An 18,252-nucleotide genomic window follows, 5' to 3' on the forward strand; every position below is an offset into this window, starting at 1 on the left:
TGCGGGAATAGCTCAGTTGGTAGAGCACGACCTTGCCAAGGTCGGGGTCGCGAGTTCGAGTCTCGTTTCCCGCTCCATTTTAAGCAGTGTGGCCTTCGGGCGGCGCTGAGTGAAACCAGGGCCTCATCTTCGGATTCGGCCTCTGGGCACTGAAATACACACCATGTGTTTCAGTAGCGTGTCCCCTTCGTCTAGTGGCCTAGGACACCGCCCTTTCACGGCGGTAACAGGGGTTCGAGTCCCCTAGGGGACGCCATTTGCGGGAATAGCTCAGTTGGTAGAGCACGACCTTGCCAAGGTCGGGGTCGCGAGTTCGAGTCTCGTTTCCCGCTCCATATTCAAGAAAAAAGCCACTCAATCGAGTGGCTTTTTTTTGCCTGGGATTTGAGCAACACCCTGAAGTGAGGCGCCAACGCCCGCCTGGTGGCGGGCGCGAACGCGGGTCAGAGCGTGGGCAGTTGGCCGATGCGGCCCATCATTTCGGTGACGATTTGCAAGTCCAGCAAGAACTGGTCGACCGTCTTGAACTCGTTGTCGGTATGTCCGGTGTACTTCACTTCCGGGCGCGCGAGGCCAAACTGTACACCGTTCGGCAGCTCGTGGACCGAGGTGGCGCCGGCCGAAGTACCGAATTTATGTTCCATGCCCAGGTTTTCGCTGGCGACCGCGAGCAAGGCCTTCACCCATTCACCTTCCGGGTTGCGGAACATCGGCTCGGCCACCGAGTAGGTGAAGTCCACGTTGACCTTGGTCTTCTTGTCCCAGGCGCTCAGTTTCTCGGCGATCTCAGCCTTGAGTTTCTCCGGGGATTTGCCCTTCGGCACCCGCAGGTTGACCGCCAGCTTGAAGGCGTTGTCGTCCAGCCCGACAAAGGTCAGCGACGTGGTCAGCGGCCCCATGAAGTCATCGGAGAAGCCCACGCCCAATTTGCCACCCAGGTAATCCAGGCCCCAATTGTCGGACGCATACCGTGCTGCGTCGGTGATGTGGTTGTGCTTGAGGGCAATCTTGCCGTCGACGTTGTGGATCAGCTCCAGCATGCGCGCCACCGGGTTGATACCGGCCTCTGGCTCGGAGGAGTGCGCCGACACGCCGGTGACGGTCAGTTTGACATCCTTGCCCACGACCTTGGCGCTCACCTCAAAGTCACCACCGTTGCGCTTGGCGTATGCCGTGCCGGCGTTTTGCAGGCTGGCTGCCAATTCGGCAGGTTTTTCGCTGACGAATGTGGCCACCGACGCCGATGGAATCTGGTTGGTGGCCATGCCGCCGGTCATTGCGATGATTTCTGCGCCTTTGCCTTCCCCTTTACGGCGCGGGAAAGTGGCCATGACGGTGCCATAACCTTTTTCGGCAATCACCACCGGGTAGCCGCCGTCCAGCGCCAGGTTGTATTGCGGCGTCGGGTTGCGTTCGAAGTAGTAAGGGATTGCGTCGCCGGAGGTTTCTTCAGTGGTGTCCACCAGCAGCTTGAAATTACGCGCCAACGGCAGCTTTTCTTCCTTGATCACCTTCATGGCATACATCGCTACCACAATGCCGTTTTTATCATCCTCGGTGCCCCGGCCATACATGCGGTCGCCGATCAGCGTGACCTTGAAGGGATCGAGGTGGGTGCCGTCCTTCAATACCCAGTTTTCCGGTGTCACCGGCACCACGTCGGCGTGAGCGTGGATACCCACTACCTCGTCGCCGCTGCCTGCCAGGGAGATTTCATACACGCGGTTGTCGACGTTACGGAAATTCAGGTCAAAGCTCTCGGCCAGGGCCTGGATCTTGTCGGCAATCCGGATGAATTCCGGGTTCTTGTATTGCGGCACACCGTCCACGTTGAAGGTCGGGATTTCCACCAGTTCGCGCAGGGTGTCGAGGGCGGCTTTGCCGTACTTCACTCGGGTGTAAATGCCCAGCAAGCGATGGATCTCGTTCTGCTGGTCGGCGCTCAGGGTCTGGTTGTCGAGGAAGGCGCTGATGGCCGGGCCCACGTCAGCGGTTTTACCCAGGTCGCTCTTGGCCAGGGTGCTGAGGAAACCACGAAAATCGTTAACTGACGTTTCGTTGAAACCCTTCAGAATTGCCGTGCTTTGCTCCGGCGTAATGTTGGCAAAAACGGCGGTGCTCATCACCGAAAGGCTCGCCGCGAGCAAGGTCGCAGCCGCCAATTGCTTGAGGGGAAAGTGCATGGTTAGAGGCATTCCTTTGCAAAGGGAGAGTAGGGGGTTTCTGATCAATGTGTCAGAAACATTTCCACACACTAACACTGCAAAGGTGTGCCAGGGAGGCCAAAAAGAGGCTTATCTAAAAACTCGATAGCACCCTCGAATGCGCACGTTGCAGCGCTGTAACCTGCGGTTTAGAGGCGTCTCTGGGCGCAGTGCTCGAAGAATCGTCGCGGTTTAGTCCAGGCTGTACCGCACCGACAGCGCGCCCTTTTTTTCCGACAGGGCCAGGATAGTTACCTCACCCAGCTCGCCAAGTGTTTGCACATGGGTACCGCCGCAAGCGTAGGTGGGCAGCTCGCCGAAGCCCACCTCGCGGGTGCCGTCATCCAGGGCCATGTGGCGCGGATAATCTGCGGCGATCCATTGGTTGATCCGCTGCTGGAGGGTCTCGGCGTCAATGGCTTGCGCGCCTTCGCCGCGGATAAAAGTGATCTTGCCTTCGCCTGGCCAGTGGTGCGCCTTGATCGGCATCCAGCCCAGGGTTTCGCCGGCGTTGCCGATCAAATGTCCGGCGGAATGCAGGCGTGTGTGCAGGGTACGGCGTGGTTCATCGACCCGCGCGGTGATGGGACCCACAGCTACAGGTTGGTTGACATAGTGCACTACGCGATCAGCTTCCTGAGTGACGCGCAGGACCTGAGCATCACCGAGCCAGCCCGTGTCGAACGGCTGGCCACCGCCCTGGGGATGGAAAATCGTCGACTGTAAAATGACCGCAAACTGGTCGTCGCAGTGCGTGCAGCTCAGTACTTCAAGCTCGGCACTGAGGGAATCGTGGGTGAAAAACAGGCGCTCGGTCATCTTCTACATCCGCATCAGGGTTCTGCGGGCAGTATAAATAGTGCTTGGATAGGTGATAATCCGCTCAAATATCAATGGACCTGTGCGTCATGAGCATCAATCTTCCGTTACCGCTGCTGGGGGAAATGGCGATTTTCGTCAAGGTGGTAGAGACCGGCAGCTTCTCCGGAGCGGCACGGCAATTGAGCGTTTCGCCCTCGGCGGTGAGTCGCAGTATTTCGCGCCTGGAAAAGGCCCTGGCTACCCGGTTGCTGCAACGCACCACGCGCAAACTGCGCTTGAGCGAAGGCGGTGAAGAGGTGTTCAAGCGCTGCCAGGAGATGGTCAGCGCAGCGCGTTCGGTGATGGAAATAAGTGGCCAATTCACCCATGAGGCCGAGGGGCTGGTGCGGGTCAGTGTGCCTAAGGCGGTGGGGCGGTTTGTGGTGCACCCACATATGCCGGAGTTTCTGCGGCGGTATCCCAAGGTGGATGTGCAGTTGATCCTAGAGGACCGGCAGGTAGACATGATCGATGACAATGTTGATCTGAGCATTCGCATCACCGACAGCCCGCCGCCGGGGCTGGTGGGGCGTCAGCTATTGCCGATTGAGCATTTGCTGTGTGCGACGCCGCAGTACCTGGCCGATCACGGTATGCCGGAGCATCCCCACGATTTGCTGGAACACAGCTGCATCTACCTTGGCGAAACCCCCGGCGACTCGCGTTGGAAATTCCGACAGGACGGTAAGGCAGTGACCGTCGGCGTGCACGGGCGTTATGCAGCGAATCACACCGGCGTGCGGCTGGATGCGGTGTTGCAACATGTGGGGATTGGCAGCCTGCCGTTCTTTACGGCGCGCCATGCGCTGGAGGAGGGGCGTTTGGTACAGGTGTTGCCAGGGTGGGATTTTATTGCGTCCTACCATGGCGAGGCGTGGTTGCTGCATTCGCCCACGCGCTACCTGCCGCCGAAGCTGCGGGTGTTTATTGATTATCTGGTGGAGTGTATGGCGAAGGAGCCGACATTGCGTCGGCCCTCTGGTACGGCTGGCTGATCAGTGCTTGCTCTGATCCTGGGGCATGGCCAGCAGTTGCTTTTCCTGGTTCCAGTCGAACGGCTCGTCGTTCTGTTCGGCCTCATAACGACGTTCTTCCAGGGCCTGGTACAGGTCCAGCTCTTCGTCGGGCATAAAGTGCAGGCAATCGCCGCCGAAGAACCACAGCAGATCGCGTGGCACCAGGTGGGCAATTTGCGGGTAGCGCAGAATGACTTGGCTCATCAGGTCCTGGCCCAGGTACTGGCTTTCGATCGGGTCAATCGGCAGTAGGGCGCGCAGTTCGTCGAAGCGCTCCAGGAACAGGGTGTGGCTTTCCTCGGGCACCTGTTCGGCTTCGCCGACGGCAACCAGGATGCTGCGCAGGTGGTCGAGCAAGACGAGATGATCGGCAACGACGTTGGACACGAGATAAGTCCTCTAAAGCAAAAACGGGCGCGAGAGTATATAGCCCTCGCGCCCGTTTTTATATGACCGCTGGGATCAGCGGACTGTGCCCTCAGCCTGGGTCAGTTCTTCCTTGCTGAAATCATCCACGTCGATCACCTTGCGCCGCGCTGCTTCAGCGTCGCGCAATGTCTGCGCCTCGCCCGGTTGCAGCACGTTGGCATGCAGCGCGGCGTCGATGGCATGCTCGCCGGCCGTCGGTTTGACCTGGCCGCTTTTGAGCGCGGTGTGGAGTTTTTTCTGCAGCGGGTGGCTGGCACCCAACAGGTCGTAGGCGTGTTGCAGGGCGCCGACCGGATCGTCCGCCGATTGTGGGCGGTAGCAGCCGGCCAGCAATTCTTCCAGTGTCGGGTCGCCTTTGGCGCGGCCGATGACGGCGGCCACCTCGGCATCCAGTGCATCGGACGGCCCGGTATGGCGACGGCCGAACGGGAACACAATCACCCGCAGCAGGCAGCCGAGCACCTTGTTCGGGAAGTTGCCCAGCAACTCATCCAGCGCACGTTCCGACTCGCCGAGGCTTTCTTCCATGGCCCAGGCGAACAGCGGTTCCAGGTGGTCCGGCGAATCCAGATCGTGATGGCGCTTGAGCGCCGCTGAAGCCAGGTACATATGGCTCAGTACATCCCCCAGGCGTGCCGACAGGCGTTCGCGGCGTTTCAGCTCGCCGCCCAGCAGCATCATGCTCAAGTCCGCAAGCAGGGCGAAGGCCGCAGCCTGGCGATTGAGTGCACGGAAATAACCCTGGCTCAAGCGGTTACCCGGCGCTTTCTCAAAGCGGCCAAAGCCCAAGTTCAGTACCAGGGTGCTCGCGGCGTTGCTCACGGCAAAACCGATGTGTTGCATCAGCAGGCCGTCAAACTCCTTCAGCGCCTGGTCATGGTCTTCGCGACCGGCCAGCGCCATTTCCTTGAGCACGAACGGATGGCAGCGGATGGCGCCCTGGCCAAAGATCATCAGGTTGCGCGAGAGGATATTCGCGCCCTCGACAGTGATGAAGATCGGCGCACCTTGCCAGCTACGGCCCAGGTAATTGTTGGGGCCCATGATGATGCCCTTGCCGCCGTGTACGTCCATCGCGTGGCTGATGCATTCACGGCCGCGCTCGGTGAGGTGGTACTTGAGGATTGCCGACAGCACTGAAGGTTTTTCCCCGAGGTCAACGGCATTGGCGGTGAGCATGCGCGCACTGTCCATCAGCCAGGCGTTGCCGCCGATACGGGCCAGGGCTTCCTGGATACCTTCGAAGGCGGAGAGTGGCACGTTGAATTGCTCGCGCACCTGGGCGTACTGGCCGGTGACCAGGCTGGTGAACTTGGCCGCGCCGGTGCCGACTGCCGGCAGGGAAATCGAACGGCCCACCGACAGGCAATTCATCAGCATCATCCAGCCCTTGCCGAGCATTTCCTGGCCGCCGATGAGGAATTCCAGGGGGATGAACACGTCCTTGCCGGAGTTGGGGCCGTTCATGAAGGCGGCGCCGAGCGGCAGGTGGCGACGGCCGATTTCCACACCGGGGGTGTCGGTGGGAATCAGCGCCAGGCTGATACCCAGATCTTCCTCTTCACCCAACAGATGGTCCGGGTCATGGGCTTTGAAGGCCAGCCCGAGCAGGGTCGCGACCGGGCCGAGGGTGATGTAGCGTTTTTCCCAGTTCAGGCGCAGGCCGAGGGTTTCCTTGCCTTCCCATTCACCTTTGCAGATCACGCCGGTGTCAGGCATGGCGCCCGCGTCGGAGCCAGCCAGTGGGCCGGTGAGGGCGAAGCACGGGATATCATCGCCGCGGGCCAGGCGTGGCAGGTAGTGGTTGCGTTGTTCATCGGTGCCGTAGTGCAGCAGCAGTTCGGCCGGGCCGAGGGAGTTTGGCACCATCACGGTGGAGGCGAGGTCGCCGCTGCGGGTGGCGAGTTTCATCGCCACCTGGGAGTGAGCGTAGGCTGAGAAACCCTTGCCGCCGTACTCCTTGGGAATGATAAGTGCGAAGAAACCGTGGGTCTTGATGTGCTCCCAGGCAGCCGGCGGCAGGTCCATGGCCTGGCCGATTTCCCAGTCGCTGACCATGGCGCAGAGTTCTTCGGTGGGGCCGTCGATGAAGGCTTGTTCCTCTTCGGTCAGTTGCACCTTGGGGTAGGCCAGCAACTTGTCCCAATCGGGGCGGCCGCTGAACAGCTCGCCGTCCCACCAAACGGTGCCGGCGTCGATGGCATCGCGCTCGGTTTCGGACATGGGCGGAAGGACTTTCTGGAACCAGCTGAACAGTGGCTTGGTGAAATATTGGCGGCGCAGGTCCGGCAGCAGCAAGGGCGCGGCCACGACAGCGATCAACACCCAGAAGATCAGCAACAGCCAGCCCGGTGCATGGCTCCAGGCGCCCATCGCCAGCAGGTAGACGGCGACCACGCCCAAGGCGGGCAGGGGCGCGGTGCGGCGATGTGCCAGGTAGGCAACGCCGACCACCAGAACCAGTATCCACAACAACAGCATATTCAATCCTCCGTGAAACCAGGGGCGAAACCACCAAGGAGCTTAGTCGGCATCCGAGAAGGTGCGGTGATCAGGGTGTTACGAGATTTGGCCGATTCGTCGTTATCTCCACGGCCGCCCTGTCGTTAGACTCCAGGCTTCCCTCGGAGACAGCGCTCATGGAAACGTACCTGAGTCCCAGCCGCTTCATCGATAGTGACCACCCTGCGGTGGTGGAGTTCGCCGAAAAACATCGCGGAACCCGTGCGGATTTAACTGACCAGGCAGTCAGTCTCTATTACGCCGTGCGTGATGCCGTGCGCTACAACCCCTACACCTTCAGCCGCGATCCAAACACCTTGAATGCCAGCTCTGCCTTGGCCACCCGTGAGAGCTACTGCGTGCCCAAGGCCACCTTGCTTGCTGCCTGCGCGCGCCACTGTGGGATCTCGGCGCGCATTGGCCTGGCGGATGTGCGCAATCACCTGTCGACCCCGCGCCTGCTTGCGTTGCTCAAGAGCGATGTGTTCGCCATGCACGGCTACACCGAGCTGTACTTGAACGGCCGCTGGGTCAAAGCCACGCCGGCATTCAATCAGCAATTGTGCGAAGTATTCGATGTTCCGCCGCTGGACTTCGACGGGCGCAACGACAGTGTGTTTCACGCGTTCAATCGCCAGGGCCAGCGGTCGATGGAGTACGTGGTGGACCACGGGCAATTTGCAGATGTGCCCGAGGAATTGTTCTTCACCCATATTCGGAAATGTTACCCGCACCTGTTTGGCGACGATAAGCCAAACCTGTTGGGCGACCTGCAGAGCGATTTAAGCCGCGGGTGAACCGGCGTATGCTGCTGCGTCCATCAAGCCATGTTCATCAACAATAAGGCGCGGTCATGCTGAAGATCTGGGGTCGTAAAAATTCATCAAACGTCAGGAAAGCACTGTGGTGCGCCGAGGAACTCGGCCTGGACTATGAGGCGATTGATGCGGGCGGGGCTTTTGGTGTGGTCGACACCCCGCAATACCGGGCGTTGAACCCCAATGGCCGGGTGCCGATGATTCAGGACGGCGACTTTGTGTTGTGGGAATCCAACACCATCGTGCGTTATTTGTGCGCCAAGCACGCGTCGGAATTTTATCCGACCGATCTGCAAGCCCGAGCCAGCGCGGAGAAGTGGATGGACTGGACCACGTCGACCCTGGCCGAGCCGTTCAAGGCGGTGTTCTGGGGTGTCGTGCGTACCCCGGCGGAAAAACAGAACTGGGACAGCATCAATGCCGGGCACCAAGCGTGTATCGATGCGCTCAAAACAGTCGACCAGGCCCTCGCCGAGCAGCCTTACCTGTCCGGCAGCGCCTTCGGCATGGGCGATATCCCCTTGGGTTGCTTTGCCTATGCCTGGTTCGAAATGCCCATTGAGCGCCCGGCAATGCCCCATCTTGAAGCCTGGTATCAGCGCCTGCAACAACGCCCGGCCTATCGCAAAGCGGTCATGACCGCGTTGACTTAATACTGACTATTAATACAGGTGACTGTACTTGTGCGGCGCGGGCAAGCACCATGCTTGTCATGCGCCGCCGTTGAACTACGTGGGCTGCGCGCTCATCTACTCTTTTCATTCCCTTCTTTGGTGCGTATTCCGATATGAGTTCCGCTCTGTCCATCCGGCAGCTAACCAAAACCTACGGCAACGGTTTCCAGGCCCTGAGTGGTATCGATCTGGATGTTGCCGAAGGTGACTTCTTCGCCTTGCTCGGCCCCAACGGTGCCGGCAAATCCACCACCATCGGCATCCTCTCCACCCTGGTCAACAAGACCAGCGGCACGGTGAATATCTTCGGCCATGACCTGGATAAATCCCCGGCGGCGCTCAAGCGCTCCATCGGTGTGGTGCCTCAGGAATTCAACTTCAACCAGTTCGAAAAGACCTTCGATATCGTTGTGACTCAGGCCGGTTACTACGGCATCCCGTCGAAAGTCGCCAAGGAACGCGCCGAGCAGTACCTGACCCAGCTCGGCCTGTGGGACAAGCGCGACGTGCCGTCCCGTTCATTGTCCGGCGGTATGAAGCGTCGCCTGATGATCGCTCGCGCCCTGGTGCATGAGCCACGCCTGCTGATCCTCGATGAGCCCACCGCTGGCGTGGATATCGAGTTGCGCCGTTCGATGTGGACCTTTCTCACCGAGCTGAACGAGAAGGGCATCACCATCATCCTCACCACCCATTACCTGGAAGAGGCTGAGCAGTTGTGCCGCAACATCGGCATCATTGACCACGGCACCATCGTCGAGAACACCAGCATGCGTAACCTGCTGGGCCAGTTGCATGTGGAAACTTTCCTGCTCGACCTGAAGAACAATCTGTCGGCGCCGCCGCAACTGCTGGGCTACCCGAGCCGGCTGTTGGACAGCCACACTCTGGAGGTCCAGGTCGACAAGGCCATGGGCATCACCGCGCTGTTCACGCAGTTGGCGACCCAGAACATCGAAGTGCTGAGCCTACGTAACAAAACCAATCGCCTTGAGGAGTTGTTCGTGTCCCTGGTGGAGAAAAATCTGACGAAGGTGGCGGTATGAGTTCCGAACTGCAACCCAACCTCGTCGCGCTGCAAACCATCGTTTACCGTGAAGTGAAGCGCTTTACCCGGATCTGGCCGCAGACCCTGCTACCGCCAGCGATCACCATGGTCCTGTACTTCGTGATCTTCGGTAACCTGATCGGCCGGCAGATCGGTGACATGGGTGGTTTCACCTATATGGAGTACATCGTGCCGGGCCTGATCATGATGTCGGTGATCACCAACTCCTACGGCAACGTGGTTTCAAGTTTCTTCGGCAGCAAGTTCCAGCGCTCGATTGAAGAACTGATGGTCTCGCCGGTGTCACCGCACACCATCCTGCTGGGCTACACCGCAGGCGGTGTGTTGCGTGGCTTGATGGTCGGGGTGATCGTGACGCTGTTGTCGCTGTTCTTCACTCACCTGCAGGTGCATCACCTCGGGGTCACCATTCTGGTGGTGGTGCTGACGGCGACGATCTTCTCGCTGCTGGGGTTCATCAACGCAGTGTTTGCACGCAACTTCGATGATATTTCGATCATCCCGACCTTTGTGCTGACGCCGCTGACCTACCTGGGCGGCGTGTTCTACTCCATCACCTTGCTGCCGCCGTTCTGGCAGACCGTGTCGCTGGCCAACCCGGTGTTGCACATGGTCAACGCCTTCCGTTACGGCATCCTGGGCGTGTCGGATATCAAGATCAGCGTGGCGATCACCTTCATGATCGTGGCGACCATCGTCTTGTATATCGGTTGCGCGAAGTTGCTGGTCAGTGGACGCGGGATGCGTACATAACTCACTCAATGCATGTGGGAAAGTGTGGGAAGGGGCTTGCCCCTCCCACATTGGGTTATGAGTGAGGCTTTTATCTCCCCAAGGCGAGTTCAATCAGTGCAGACAGTTCTTCAACCGCCAACGGTGCCGTCGAAAACAGAATCCGAAACACCGTCGGCGCCGCCAGCAAGTTAATCAGGCGGTCGACGCTGGGCGGGTTGTCATCCGGGTAGCGCTCGACAATCGCCTGAAACTGCCCACTCAAGATGCTCACGCAATACCCAGGCGTCACGCTGCATTGCACGTCGCGCATCATGTTGCGCCCCGGTTCTGAACTCATTTCATCCAGATACTGCTCGGCCCAGGCTTGCAGGTCGCCGCGCAGACTGCCGGTGTTGGCCGGCTCGCTATCAGGCTGCATGCGCGCCAGGGCCACATCGGCCAGGAGAACGGAGAGGTCGCCCCAGCGTCGGTAGATGGTCGACGGCGTGACGCCTGCGCGAGTGGCAATCATCGGCACGGTGACGCTGGAGCGCTCGTGGGTTCCGAGCAGCTCACGCACGGCCGAATGAACGGATTCTTGTACCCGGGCACTACGGCCCCCCGGGCGGAGGCCTTCTTTAATCGCCATATTTACGACCTTAACACAAAGAATTTGCTTTAAGCGCTGACCAGTCGCACACTCCACAAAAGCAATATATTAGCTTTAGCGGAGCGTGCCGATGTCCAGTCCTATTTCCCACCGTTCCAGCCTGGTGTTTCTGGCGATCACCTTGCTGACATTCCTGGCCGCGTCCAGCGCGCCGACGCCGTTGTATCACCTGTATCAGCAAGGCCTGCATTTTTCTGCAGGTATGCTCACGCTGATCTTCGGTGTATACGCGCTGAGCCTGCTGGCGGCGCTGTTGACGGTGGGTTCGCTGTCGGACCACCTGGGGCGCAAGCCGGTGATTTTTGCTGCGCTGCTGCTGAATATGTTGGCGATGCTGCTGTTTATCAATGAAGACAGCGTGGCCTGGCTGATCGCGGCGCGTACATTACAGGGCTTTGCCACCGGCATGGCCACGGCGGTGCTGGGCGCGGCGCTGTTGGATACCGACCGCCAGCAAGGGCCATTGGTCAATAGTGTGGCACCGTTGCTGGGGATGGCGTGCGGGGCGATGGGTAGCAGTTTGCTGGTGGAGTTCGCGCCATTGCCGACGCAGTTGGTCTACGCGGCGCTGCTGGCACTGATGTTGGTGCAGGCACTGTATGTGTGGCGGCTGCCGGAAACCGTCAGCCGTATTCCGGGTGCATGGGCATCGCTGCGGCCAACCCTGCATGTGCCGCCCCAGGCACGCCGGGCGCTGTGGTTGTCGTTGCCGGTGGATGTGGCGGTGTGGGCGATGGGTGGGTTCTATTTGTCCCTGGCGCCTTCGTTGGTGCGGGCGGCGACGGGGTCCACGTCCAACCTCATCGGTGGCGGTCTGGTCGCGGTACTGACGTTGAGCGGGGCGCTGATGATCTTCACCTTGCGCAATCGCCCGGCCGACAAGGTGCTGCGCCTTGGCGCGGCATTGCTGGCAGTGGGGGTGGCGCTGATCCTGACGGCGGTACACAGCGCCAGCCTGTCGTTGTTTTTTATCGCCACTCTGATCGCTGGCAGCGGCTTCGGCGCAGGCTTTCTCGGGGCGTTGCGCAGCGTGGTGCCGCTGGCGTTGCCCCATGAGCGAGCCGGGTTGATGTCGGCGTTTTATGTGCTCAGTTATCTGGCGTTCTGCCTGCCGTCGTTGCTGGCGGGCAACCTGATCCGCAGTTACGGCCTGATCGTGACCACCGACGGCTACGGCGCGGCGCTGATCATATTGGCCCTGGCTGCACTGGTGGGGTTGCGGGTGCAGGACTCTTCACGCCAATCGAATATCTGCAAAATAGATAACATTTAGAGATATTACCCGTTATATGGATATTCGATCGGGTTCTATGATGATCTCAACCTCATGCGAGGAAGAGGATTTTCATCATGACCTGCTCGAACACCATCAGCTACAAACCCCTCAGCCACCTGACCCGTCCCCGGGAAGTGATTCGCCAATTCACCCCCAACTGGTTCGCCGCAACGATGGGCACGGGGGTGCTGGCTCTGGCCCTGGCGCAATTGCCGGTCAACCTGCCCGTATTGCACACCATCGCTGAAGGCCTGTGGATGTTTACCATTGGGCTGTTCATCCTGTTCAGCGTCTTGTATGCCGCGCGCTGGGTGATGTTTTTCCACGAGGCGCGGCGGATCTTCGGGCATCCCACGGTTTCGATGTTTTTTGGCACGATTCCCATGGGGTTGGCGACGATTCTCAACGGTTTGCTGTTGTTCGGCCTGCCGCGCTGGGGCGTTGAGGTGATCCCGGTGGCCGAAGCCCTGTGGTGGTTGGACGTCGCGATGGCCCTGGCCTGCGGTGTATTGATCCCATTTATGATGTTCACCCGCCAGGAACACAGCATCGACCAGATGACCGCCGTGTGGCTGTTGCCGGTGGTCGCCGCCGAAGTCGCTGCGGCCAGCGGGGGCTTGCTGGCGCCGCATCTGGCGGACGCTCATTCGCAACTGGTGATGCTGGTGACCAGCTATGTGCTCTGGGCGTTTTCCCTGCCGGTGGCGTTCAGCATCCTGACCATCCTGATGTTGCGCATGGCCCTGCATAAATTGCCCCACGCCAGTATGGCCGCGTCGAGTTGGTTGGCGCTCGGCCCTATTGGCACCGGCGCCCTCGGCATGTTGCTGCTCGGTGGCGACGCGCCCGCGATCTTCGCTACCAATGGCTTGCCGGGTGTCGGCGAGATCGCCAACGGCATCGGCCTGATCGCGGGGGTAACCCTGTGGGGCTTCGGCTTGTGGTGGATGCTGATCGCGGTGCTGATCACCCTGCGTTACCTGCGCGCTGGCATCCCGTTTAACCTGGGCTGGTGGGGCTTTACCTTCCCCCTGGGCGTGTACGCCCTGGCCACGCTCAAGTTGGCGAATGTGCTGCATCTGACATTTTTCAACGTATTTGGCAGTGCGCTGGTGCTGGCATTGGCGCTGATGTGGCTGATCGTCGCCAGGCGCACCGTACAGGGCGCCTATAAAGGTGAGCTTTTTGTTTCGCCATGTATTGCAGGGCTAGCGAATAAGTAAGCGGGATTAGGTAAAGTCGTGGCCTGATAAATAAAGGCCACGCAGGAACACGGACGATGAGCCACCCCTCGCAATTCACCTTGCTGCGCACGCGGCGCTTTCTGCCGTTTTTCATCACCCAGTTGCTGGGCGCCTTCAACGACAACATTTTCAAGCAATCGCTGATCCTGGCGATCCTCTACAAGCTCACCATCGACGGTGATCGCTCGATCTGGGTCAACCTGTGCGCCTTGCTGTTTATCCTGCCGTTCTTCCTGTTCTCGGCGCTGGCCGGGCAGTTTGGCGAGAAATTCAACAAGGATGCATTGATCCGCGCGATCAAGATCGGCGAGATCGTAATCATGGCCGTTGGCGCCACGGGCTTCCTGACGAATCACCTCGAATTGATGTTGCTGGCGCTGTTTGCCATGGGCACCCACTCGGCACTGTTTGGCCCGGTGAAGTACTCGATCATGCCCCAGGCCCTGCGCGACGATGAGTTGGTCGGCGGCAATGGCCTTGTGGAGATGGGCACGTTCCTGGCGATCCTGGCCGGCACCATTGGCGCCGGGATCATGATGTCGTCTACCCATTACGCGCCGATTGTGGCGGTGGCGATTGTCGGCGTGGCGGTGCTGGGTTACCTGGCCAGCCGCAGCATTCCACGGGCGGCGGCGTCTACCCCGCAACTGCGGCTGGACTGGAATATCTTCACCCAGTCCTGGGCCACGCTGCGCATGGGCCTGGGGCAGACGCCGGCGGTGTCGCGCTCCATTGTCGGCAACTCGTGGTTCTGGTTTGTCGGCGCGATCTACCTGACCCAGATCCCGGCCTACGCCAAGGAATGGTTGTACGGCGATGAAACCGTGGTGACCCTGATCCTCACGGTGTTCTCGGTGGGCATCGCCCTCGGCTCGATGCTTTGCGAAAAGCTCTCCGGGCGCAAGGTGGAAATCGGCCTGGTGCCGTTTGGTTCATTCGGCCTGACGGTGTTCGGCCTGCTGCTGTGGTGGCACTCTGGCGGCTTCCCGCAGAACGTGCAGGCCAATGACTGGCTGGCGGTGCTCGGTTACGGCCAAGCCTGGTGGGTGTTGATCGATATCCTCGGGCTCGGTGTGTTCGGCGGTTTTTATATCGTGCCGTTGTACGCGCTGATCCAGTCGCGCACCGCCGAGAACGAGCGTGCGCGGGTGATCGCCGCCAACAATATCCTCAACGCGTTGTTCATGGTGGTGTCGGCCATTGTGTCGATCCTGCTGCTGAGCGTGGCCAAGCTGTCGATCCCCGAGTTGTTCCTGGTGGTGTCGCTGCTCAACATCGCGGTCAACACTTACATCTTCAAGATCGTCCCCGAGTTCACCATGCGTTTCATGATCTGGCTGCTCAGCCATTCCATGTACCGCGTGGAGCATAAAAGACTCGACCTGATCCCGGACGAAGGCGCGGCCTTGCTGGTGTGCAACCACGTGTCGTTTGTCGATGCGTTATTGATTGCAGGTTCCGTGCGTCGGCCGATTCGCTTTGTCATGTACTACAAGATCTACCGCCTGCCGGTGCTCAACTTCATCTTCCGCACCGCCGGGGCGATTCCGATTGCCGGGCGTCATGAAGATATCCAGATTTACGAAAAGGCCTTCACGCGAATTGCGCAGTATCTGAAGGAAGGTGAGTTGGTATGCATCTTCCCCGAAGGCAAGTTGACCGCTGATGGCGAGATGAACGAGTTCCGTGGCGGGGTGACGCGGATTCTGGAGGAGACGCCAGTGCCGGTGATTCCGATGGCGTTGCAGGGGTTGTGGGGGAGTTTCTTCAGTCGCGATCCGAACAAGGGGATTTTCCACCGCATCTGGTCGCGGGTGGTGTTGGTGGCCGGTGAGCCTGTTCGGGTAGAGGAGGCGACACCTGCGCAATTGCAGGCTGTGGTTGGTGTTCTGCGTGGGAGTGCAAGGTAGTTCTGCGCTGGATGTTGAGGCCTCATCGGGGGCAAGCCCCCTCCCACATTTGACCGAGTTGTTCTGACAAGCGCGGTCCAGTGCGGGAGGGGGCTTGCCCCCGATGGCGGTAGCGGCCTAAGTGCTGATCTTAAGCCCAACAAGCCCGCAGATAATCAACGCCACACTCGCCAACCTAAACAGCGCCATGGATTCCCCAAACAGGATAATCCCGGCAATCACAGTGCCCACGGCACCGACACCGGTCCAGATGGCATAGGCAGTGCCCAGTGGCAGCTCCTTCATGGCCAGCCCCAGCAGGCCAAGGCTGATGGCCATCGCCGCAATGGTCAGGGCGGTGGGCAGTGGCTTGCTGAACCCGTCGGTGTACTTCAGGCCCACGGCCCAGCCGACTTCAAACAACCCGGCAAAAAACAGAATGATCCAGGACATGATGACCTCGCTTATTCAGGCGGGGTCGTCCCCGGATTCAACGCTCGTTGGCGTCGCGAGGTCGTCCCCGCGAAGCCCGTAGAGTGCCGAAAACGGATCAGGCGATCAAGTTTGTGGGGTGTTCTCCAGGATACGACGGTCTTCCTTCTCGCTCATGCGACGGAAGTACGTCGACAGCAACGCCCCGGAAATATTGTGCCAGACACTGAACAGCGCACTCGGCACGGCAGCCAGCGGCGAGAAGTGCGCACTGGCCAGCGCGGCGCCCAGCCCGGAGTTCTGCATGCCCACTTCCAGCGCCAGCGACTTGCGTTGCGCCAAAGGCAACTTGAACAGGCGCCCGGTGAAGTAGCCCAGCAGGTAGCCGAAGCTGTTGTGCAGCATCACCACGGCCATGATCAACAGGCCCGATTCGGCGATCTTCGCCTGGCTGGCCGCAACCACCGCCGCGACGATGATCACGATGCTGACCACCGACACCAAGGGCAATACGTCCACCGCATGGCGAACCCGTTCGCCGAGTACGCGCTGGGCGACCACACCAAGCACGATCGGCAGCAGCACCACTTGCAGGATCGACCAGAACAACTCCATGAACGATACGGGCAGCCAGGCCGAGGCCAGCAGCCAGATCAGCGCTGGCGTGAGCAGCGGGGCGAGGAGGGTGGTGACGGCGGCGATGGCCACCGACAACGCCAGGTCGCCACGGGCCAGCCAGGTCATCACGTTGGACGAGGTGCCGCTTGGGCAGCAACCGACGAGGATCACGCCGACGGCAATTTCCGGCGGCAGGTGAAACACCTGGCACAGCAGCCAGGCCACGCCGGGCATGATCACAAAGTGCGCAACCACGCCGAGGGCCACACGCCACGGGTGGCGCGCGACTTCGGCGAAGTCATCGAGTTTGAGGGTCAGCCCCATGCCGAACATCACCAGCCCCAGCAGCGGGACGATGGCGCTTTTCAGGCCGATGAACCAGCTCGGTTCGAGGAAGGCCAGCACGGCAAAAATCAACACCCAATAGGCGAAGGTATTGCCGACGAAGCGGCTCAAGGCGGCGAGTGCGCGCATGGCAGTGTCCTTGTTGTTAGATTCTTGAAGTACACATGCGATCAAATGTGGGAGGGGGGAAGGCCCCCGCCCACATTTTGATCTTCACATGGCTTAAATGCCCTGTGGAGTTTCTTCACCGCCCAGTGCTTCAACCAACGCCGGCAGGAACTCGCCGAAGGTCAGCATCATCAACGTAAAGCTCGCATCCAGTTGGCCCAGGGCTTCGTCGCCGCCGTCCTGTTCCGCCTGGTCTTGCAGCAAGTCTTCGAACTTCAGGCGCTTGACGGTCATCTTGTCGTCGAGCATGAAGGACAGCTTGTCCTGCCAGGCCAGCGACAGTTGAGTCACGACTTTGCCGGTGGTCAGGTGCAGTTGGATTTCTTCGCCAGTCAGGTCCTGGCGCTTGCAGCGCACGATGCCGCCGTCTTCGTGGGTGTCACGCAGCTCACATTCGTCGAGGACGAAAAAGTCATCGGCCGGTTTCTGGGTGGTGACCCAGTCGGTCATGATCGCGATTGGTGCGGTTTTCACGGTGAGCGGACGTACTGGCAACGTGCCGATCACTTCACGCAGGGTGGAGAGCAGGTCTTCGGCGCGTTTCGGGCTGGCCGAGTTGACCAGGATCAGGCCTTGTTTCGGCGCAATGGCGGCGAAGGTCGACGAGCGACGGATAAATGCGCGGGGCAGGAAGGCCTGGATGATTTCATCCTTGATCTGATCGCGTTCCTTCTTATAGACCTTGCGCATCTGCTCGGCCTCGATCTCTTCAACTTTCTCTTTAAGCGCGTCACGCACTACGCTGCCCGGCAGGATGCGTTCTTCCTTGCGCGCGGCAATCAGCAGGAAATCTCCGCTGACGTGAACCAGGGGAGCGTCTTCACCTTTACCAAAAGGCGCGACGAAACCGTAAGTGGTCAACTCCTGGCTTGCACAAGGGCGCGCCAGTTTGGTGGCCATTGCAGTTTCCAACGCCTCGGCATCAACAGGCAGATCTTGGGTCAGGCGATAGATAAGCAGGTTCTTGAACCACATGGGGTGAGTCTCTCCTTTATACAAAGGGGGGCATTATTCTCTTGATAGCGCCCCAGGCCAACCCTGCCTAAGCCATTGGAAGGCCTCAAAAAAAAGATTTAAGAAAGTGCTTGCCAGACCATAGGTCGCTCCGTAGAATGCGCGCCACACCGAGACGAAGGGTGATTAGCTCAGCTGGGAGAGCATCTGCCTTACAAGCAGAGGGTCGGCGGTTCGATCCCGTCATCACCCACCATTCGCTTCATGTGTTACGCGCAGCGGTAGTTCAGTCGGTTAGAATACCGGCCTGTCACGCCGGGGGTCGCGGGTTCGAGTCCCGTCCGCTGCGCCATATTCGGTAACCTGGAA

General features: G+C 60.0%; 16 protein-coding genes and 5 tRNA genes. 13 read left to right on the forward strand and 8 right to left on the reverse strand.

Features of this window, described 5'->3' with window-relative positions:
* Position 1 precedes the first annotated feature (1 nt).
* The 3 genes from AOA60_RS01450 to AOA60_RS01460 all read left to right on the forward strand — a co-directional run bounded on the left by AOA60_RS01450 (position 2) and on the right by AOA60_RS01460 (position 335).
* Positions 2-77, forward strand: a tRNA-Gly gene (locus AOA60_RS01450).
* A gap of 103 nt (positions 78-180) precedes the next feature.
* A tRNA-Glu gene (locus AOA60_RS01455) sits at positions 181-256 on the forward strand.
* 3 nt (positions 257-259) lie between these two features.
* Positions 260-335, forward strand: a tRNA-Gly gene (locus tag AOA60_RS01460).
* A 108-nt stretch (positions 336-443) separates the two neighbouring features.
* On the opposite strand, the gene AOA60_RS01465 is transcribed toward AOA60_RS01460, so the two are convergent.
* Complete coding sequence (locus tag AOA60_RS01465) at positions 444-2,183, reverse strand: dipeptidase (protein ID WP_099582802.1); 1,740 nt, start codon at positions 2,181-2,183, stop codon at positions 444-446.
* A 213-nt stretch (positions 2,184-2,396) separates the two neighbouring features.
* Positions 2,397-3,023: a hypothetical protein gene (locus AOA60_RS01470; RefSeq protein WP_099582803.1), complete on the reverse strand. Its 627-nt coding sequence runs from the start codon at positions 3,021-3,023 to the stop codon at positions 2,397-2,399.
* Between the two features lie 89 nt (positions 3,024-3,112).
* On the opposite strand from AOA60_RS01470, the gene AOA60_RS01475 reads away from it, so the two are divergent.
* Positions 3,113-4,060, forward strand: a complete 948-nt coding sequence (locus AOA60_RS01475) for a LysR family transcriptional regulator (RefSeq protein WP_099582804.1) — start codon at positions 3,113-3,115, stop codon at positions 4,058-4,060.
* Here the strand turns inward: AOA60_RS01475 and AOA60_RS01480 are convergent, their stop codons facing one another.
* Together AOA60_RS01480 and AOA60_RS01485 are read right to left on the reverse strand one after the other, a co-directional pair.
* Positions 4,061-4,468 (reverse strand): PA2817 family protein, encoded by a 408-nt coding sequence (locus AOA60_RS01480; protein ID WP_078732357.1) that lies wholly within the window; start codon positions 4,466-4,468, stop codon positions 4,061-4,063.
* 75 nt (positions 4,469-4,543) lie between these two features.
* Positions 4,544-6,991 (reverse strand): acyl-CoA dehydrogenase, encoded by a 2,448-nt coding sequence (locus AOA60_RS01485; protein ID WP_099582805.1) that lies wholly within the window; start codon positions 6,989-6,991, stop codon positions 4,544-4,546.
* A gap of 158 nt (positions 6,992-7,149) precedes the next feature.
* Between AOA60_RS01485 and AOA60_RS01490 the strand changes: the two genes are divergently transcribed.
* The 4 genes from AOA60_RS01490 to AOA60_RS01505 all read left to right on the forward strand — a co-directional run bounded on the left by AOA60_RS01490 (position 7,150) and on the right by AOA60_RS01505 (position 10,326).
* Positions 7,150-7,809 (forward strand): transglutaminase family protein, encoded by a 660-nt coding sequence (locus AOA60_RS01490; RefSeq protein WP_099582806.1) that lies wholly within the window; start codon positions 7,150-7,152, stop codon positions 7,807-7,809.
* A 56-nt stretch (positions 7,810-7,865) separates the two neighbouring features.
* On the forward strand, positions 7,866-8,483 hold the full coding sequence (locus AOA60_RS01495; RefSeq protein WP_099582807.1) for a glutathione S-transferase: 618 nt from the start codon (positions 7,866-7,868) through the stop codon (positions 8,481-8,483).
* 134 nt (positions 8,484-8,617) lie between these two features.
* On the forward strand, positions 8,618-9,550 hold the full coding sequence (locus AOA60_RS01500; RefSeq protein WP_099582808.1) for an ABC transporter ATP-binding protein: 933 nt from the start codon (positions 8,618-8,620) through the stop codon (positions 9,548-9,550).
* Entirely contained in the window at positions 9,547-10,326 is a 780-nt protein-coding gene (locus AOA60_RS01505) for an ABC transporter permease (RefSeq protein ID WP_099582809.1), read from the forward strand. The genes AOA60_RS01500 and AOA60_RS01505 overlap by 4 nt, the downstream gene beginning before the upstream one ends.
* A gap of 70 nt (positions 10,327-10,396) precedes the next feature.
* Here AOA60_RS01505 and AOA60_RS01510 read toward each other — a convergent pair whose 3' ends face one another.
* Positions 10,397-10,936 carry a TetR/AcrR family transcriptional regulator gene (locus AOA60_RS01510; protein WP_099582810.1) on the reverse strand — a complete coding sequence of 180 codons (540 nt, stop codon included), beginning with the start codon at positions 10,934-10,936 and terminating at the stop codon, positions 10,397-10,399.
* Between the two features lie 91 nt (positions 10,937-11,027).
* Between AOA60_RS01510 and AOA60_RS01515 the strand changes: the two genes are divergently transcribed.
* From AOA60_RS01515 to AOA60_RS01525, 3 genes are all read left to right on the forward strand, one after another.
* Positions 11,028-12,230, forward strand: a complete 1,203-nt coding sequence (locus tag AOA60_RS01515; RefSeq protein WP_099582811.1) for an MFS transporter — start codon at positions 11,028-11,030, stop codon at positions 12,228-12,230.
* Between the two features lie 77 nt (positions 12,231-12,307).
* Complete coding sequence (locus AOA60_RS01520; RefSeq protein ID WP_099582812.1) at positions 12,308-13,456, forward strand: TDT family transporter; 1,149 nt, start codon at positions 12,308-12,310, stop codon at positions 13,454-13,456.
* A gap of 56 nt (positions 13,457-13,512) precedes the next feature.
* Entirely contained in the window at positions 13,513-15,387 is a 1,875-nt protein-coding gene (locus tag AOA60_RS01525) for an MFS transporter (RefSeq protein ID WP_099582813.1), read from the forward strand.
* Between the two features lie 117 nt (positions 15,388-15,504).
* On the opposite strand, the gene sugE is transcribed toward AOA60_RS01525, so the two are convergent.
* The 3 genes from sugE to rdgC form a co-directional block, all read right to left on the reverse strand.
* A complete protein-coding gene (gene sugE, locus AOA60_RS01530; RefSeq protein ID WP_016970241.1) occupies positions 15,505-15,819 on the reverse strand; it encodes a quaternary ammonium compound efflux SMR transporter SugE in 315 nt (104 codons plus the stop codon).
* Between the two features lie 105 nt (positions 15,820-15,924).
* The gene (locus AOA60_RS01535) at positions 15,925-16,890 is read right to left on the reverse strand and encodes a bile acid:sodium symporter family protein (protein ID WP_099582815.1); all 966 of its coding nucleotides are present in this window, start codon (positions 16,888-16,890) and stop codon (positions 15,925-15,927) included.
* A 93-nt stretch (positions 16,891-16,983) separates the two neighbouring features.
* Entirely contained in the window at positions 16,984-17,904 is a 921-nt protein-coding gene (rdgC, locus tag AOA60_RS01540) for a recombination-associated protein RdgC (protein WP_099582817.1), read from the reverse strand.
* 159 nt (positions 17,905-18,063) lie between these two features.
* Here rdgC and AOA60_RS01545 point away from each other — a divergent pair.
* Together AOA60_RS01545 and AOA60_RS01550 are read left to right on the forward strand one after the other, a co-directional pair.
* Positions 18,064-18,139: transfer RNA gene (locus tag AOA60_RS01545), tRNA-Val, on the forward strand.
* Between the two features lie 19 nt (positions 18,140-18,158).
* Positions 18,159-18,235: transfer RNA gene (locus AOA60_RS01550), tRNA-Asp, on the forward strand.
* Positions 18,236-18,252 lie beyond the last annotated feature (17 nt).

It is taken from the genome of Pseudomonas sp. 2822-17 (assembly GCF_002742485.1).
GTDB lineage: Bacteria > Pseudomonadota > Gammaproteobacteria > Pseudomonadales > Pseudomonadaceae > Aquipseudomonas > Aquipseudomonas cyclaminis.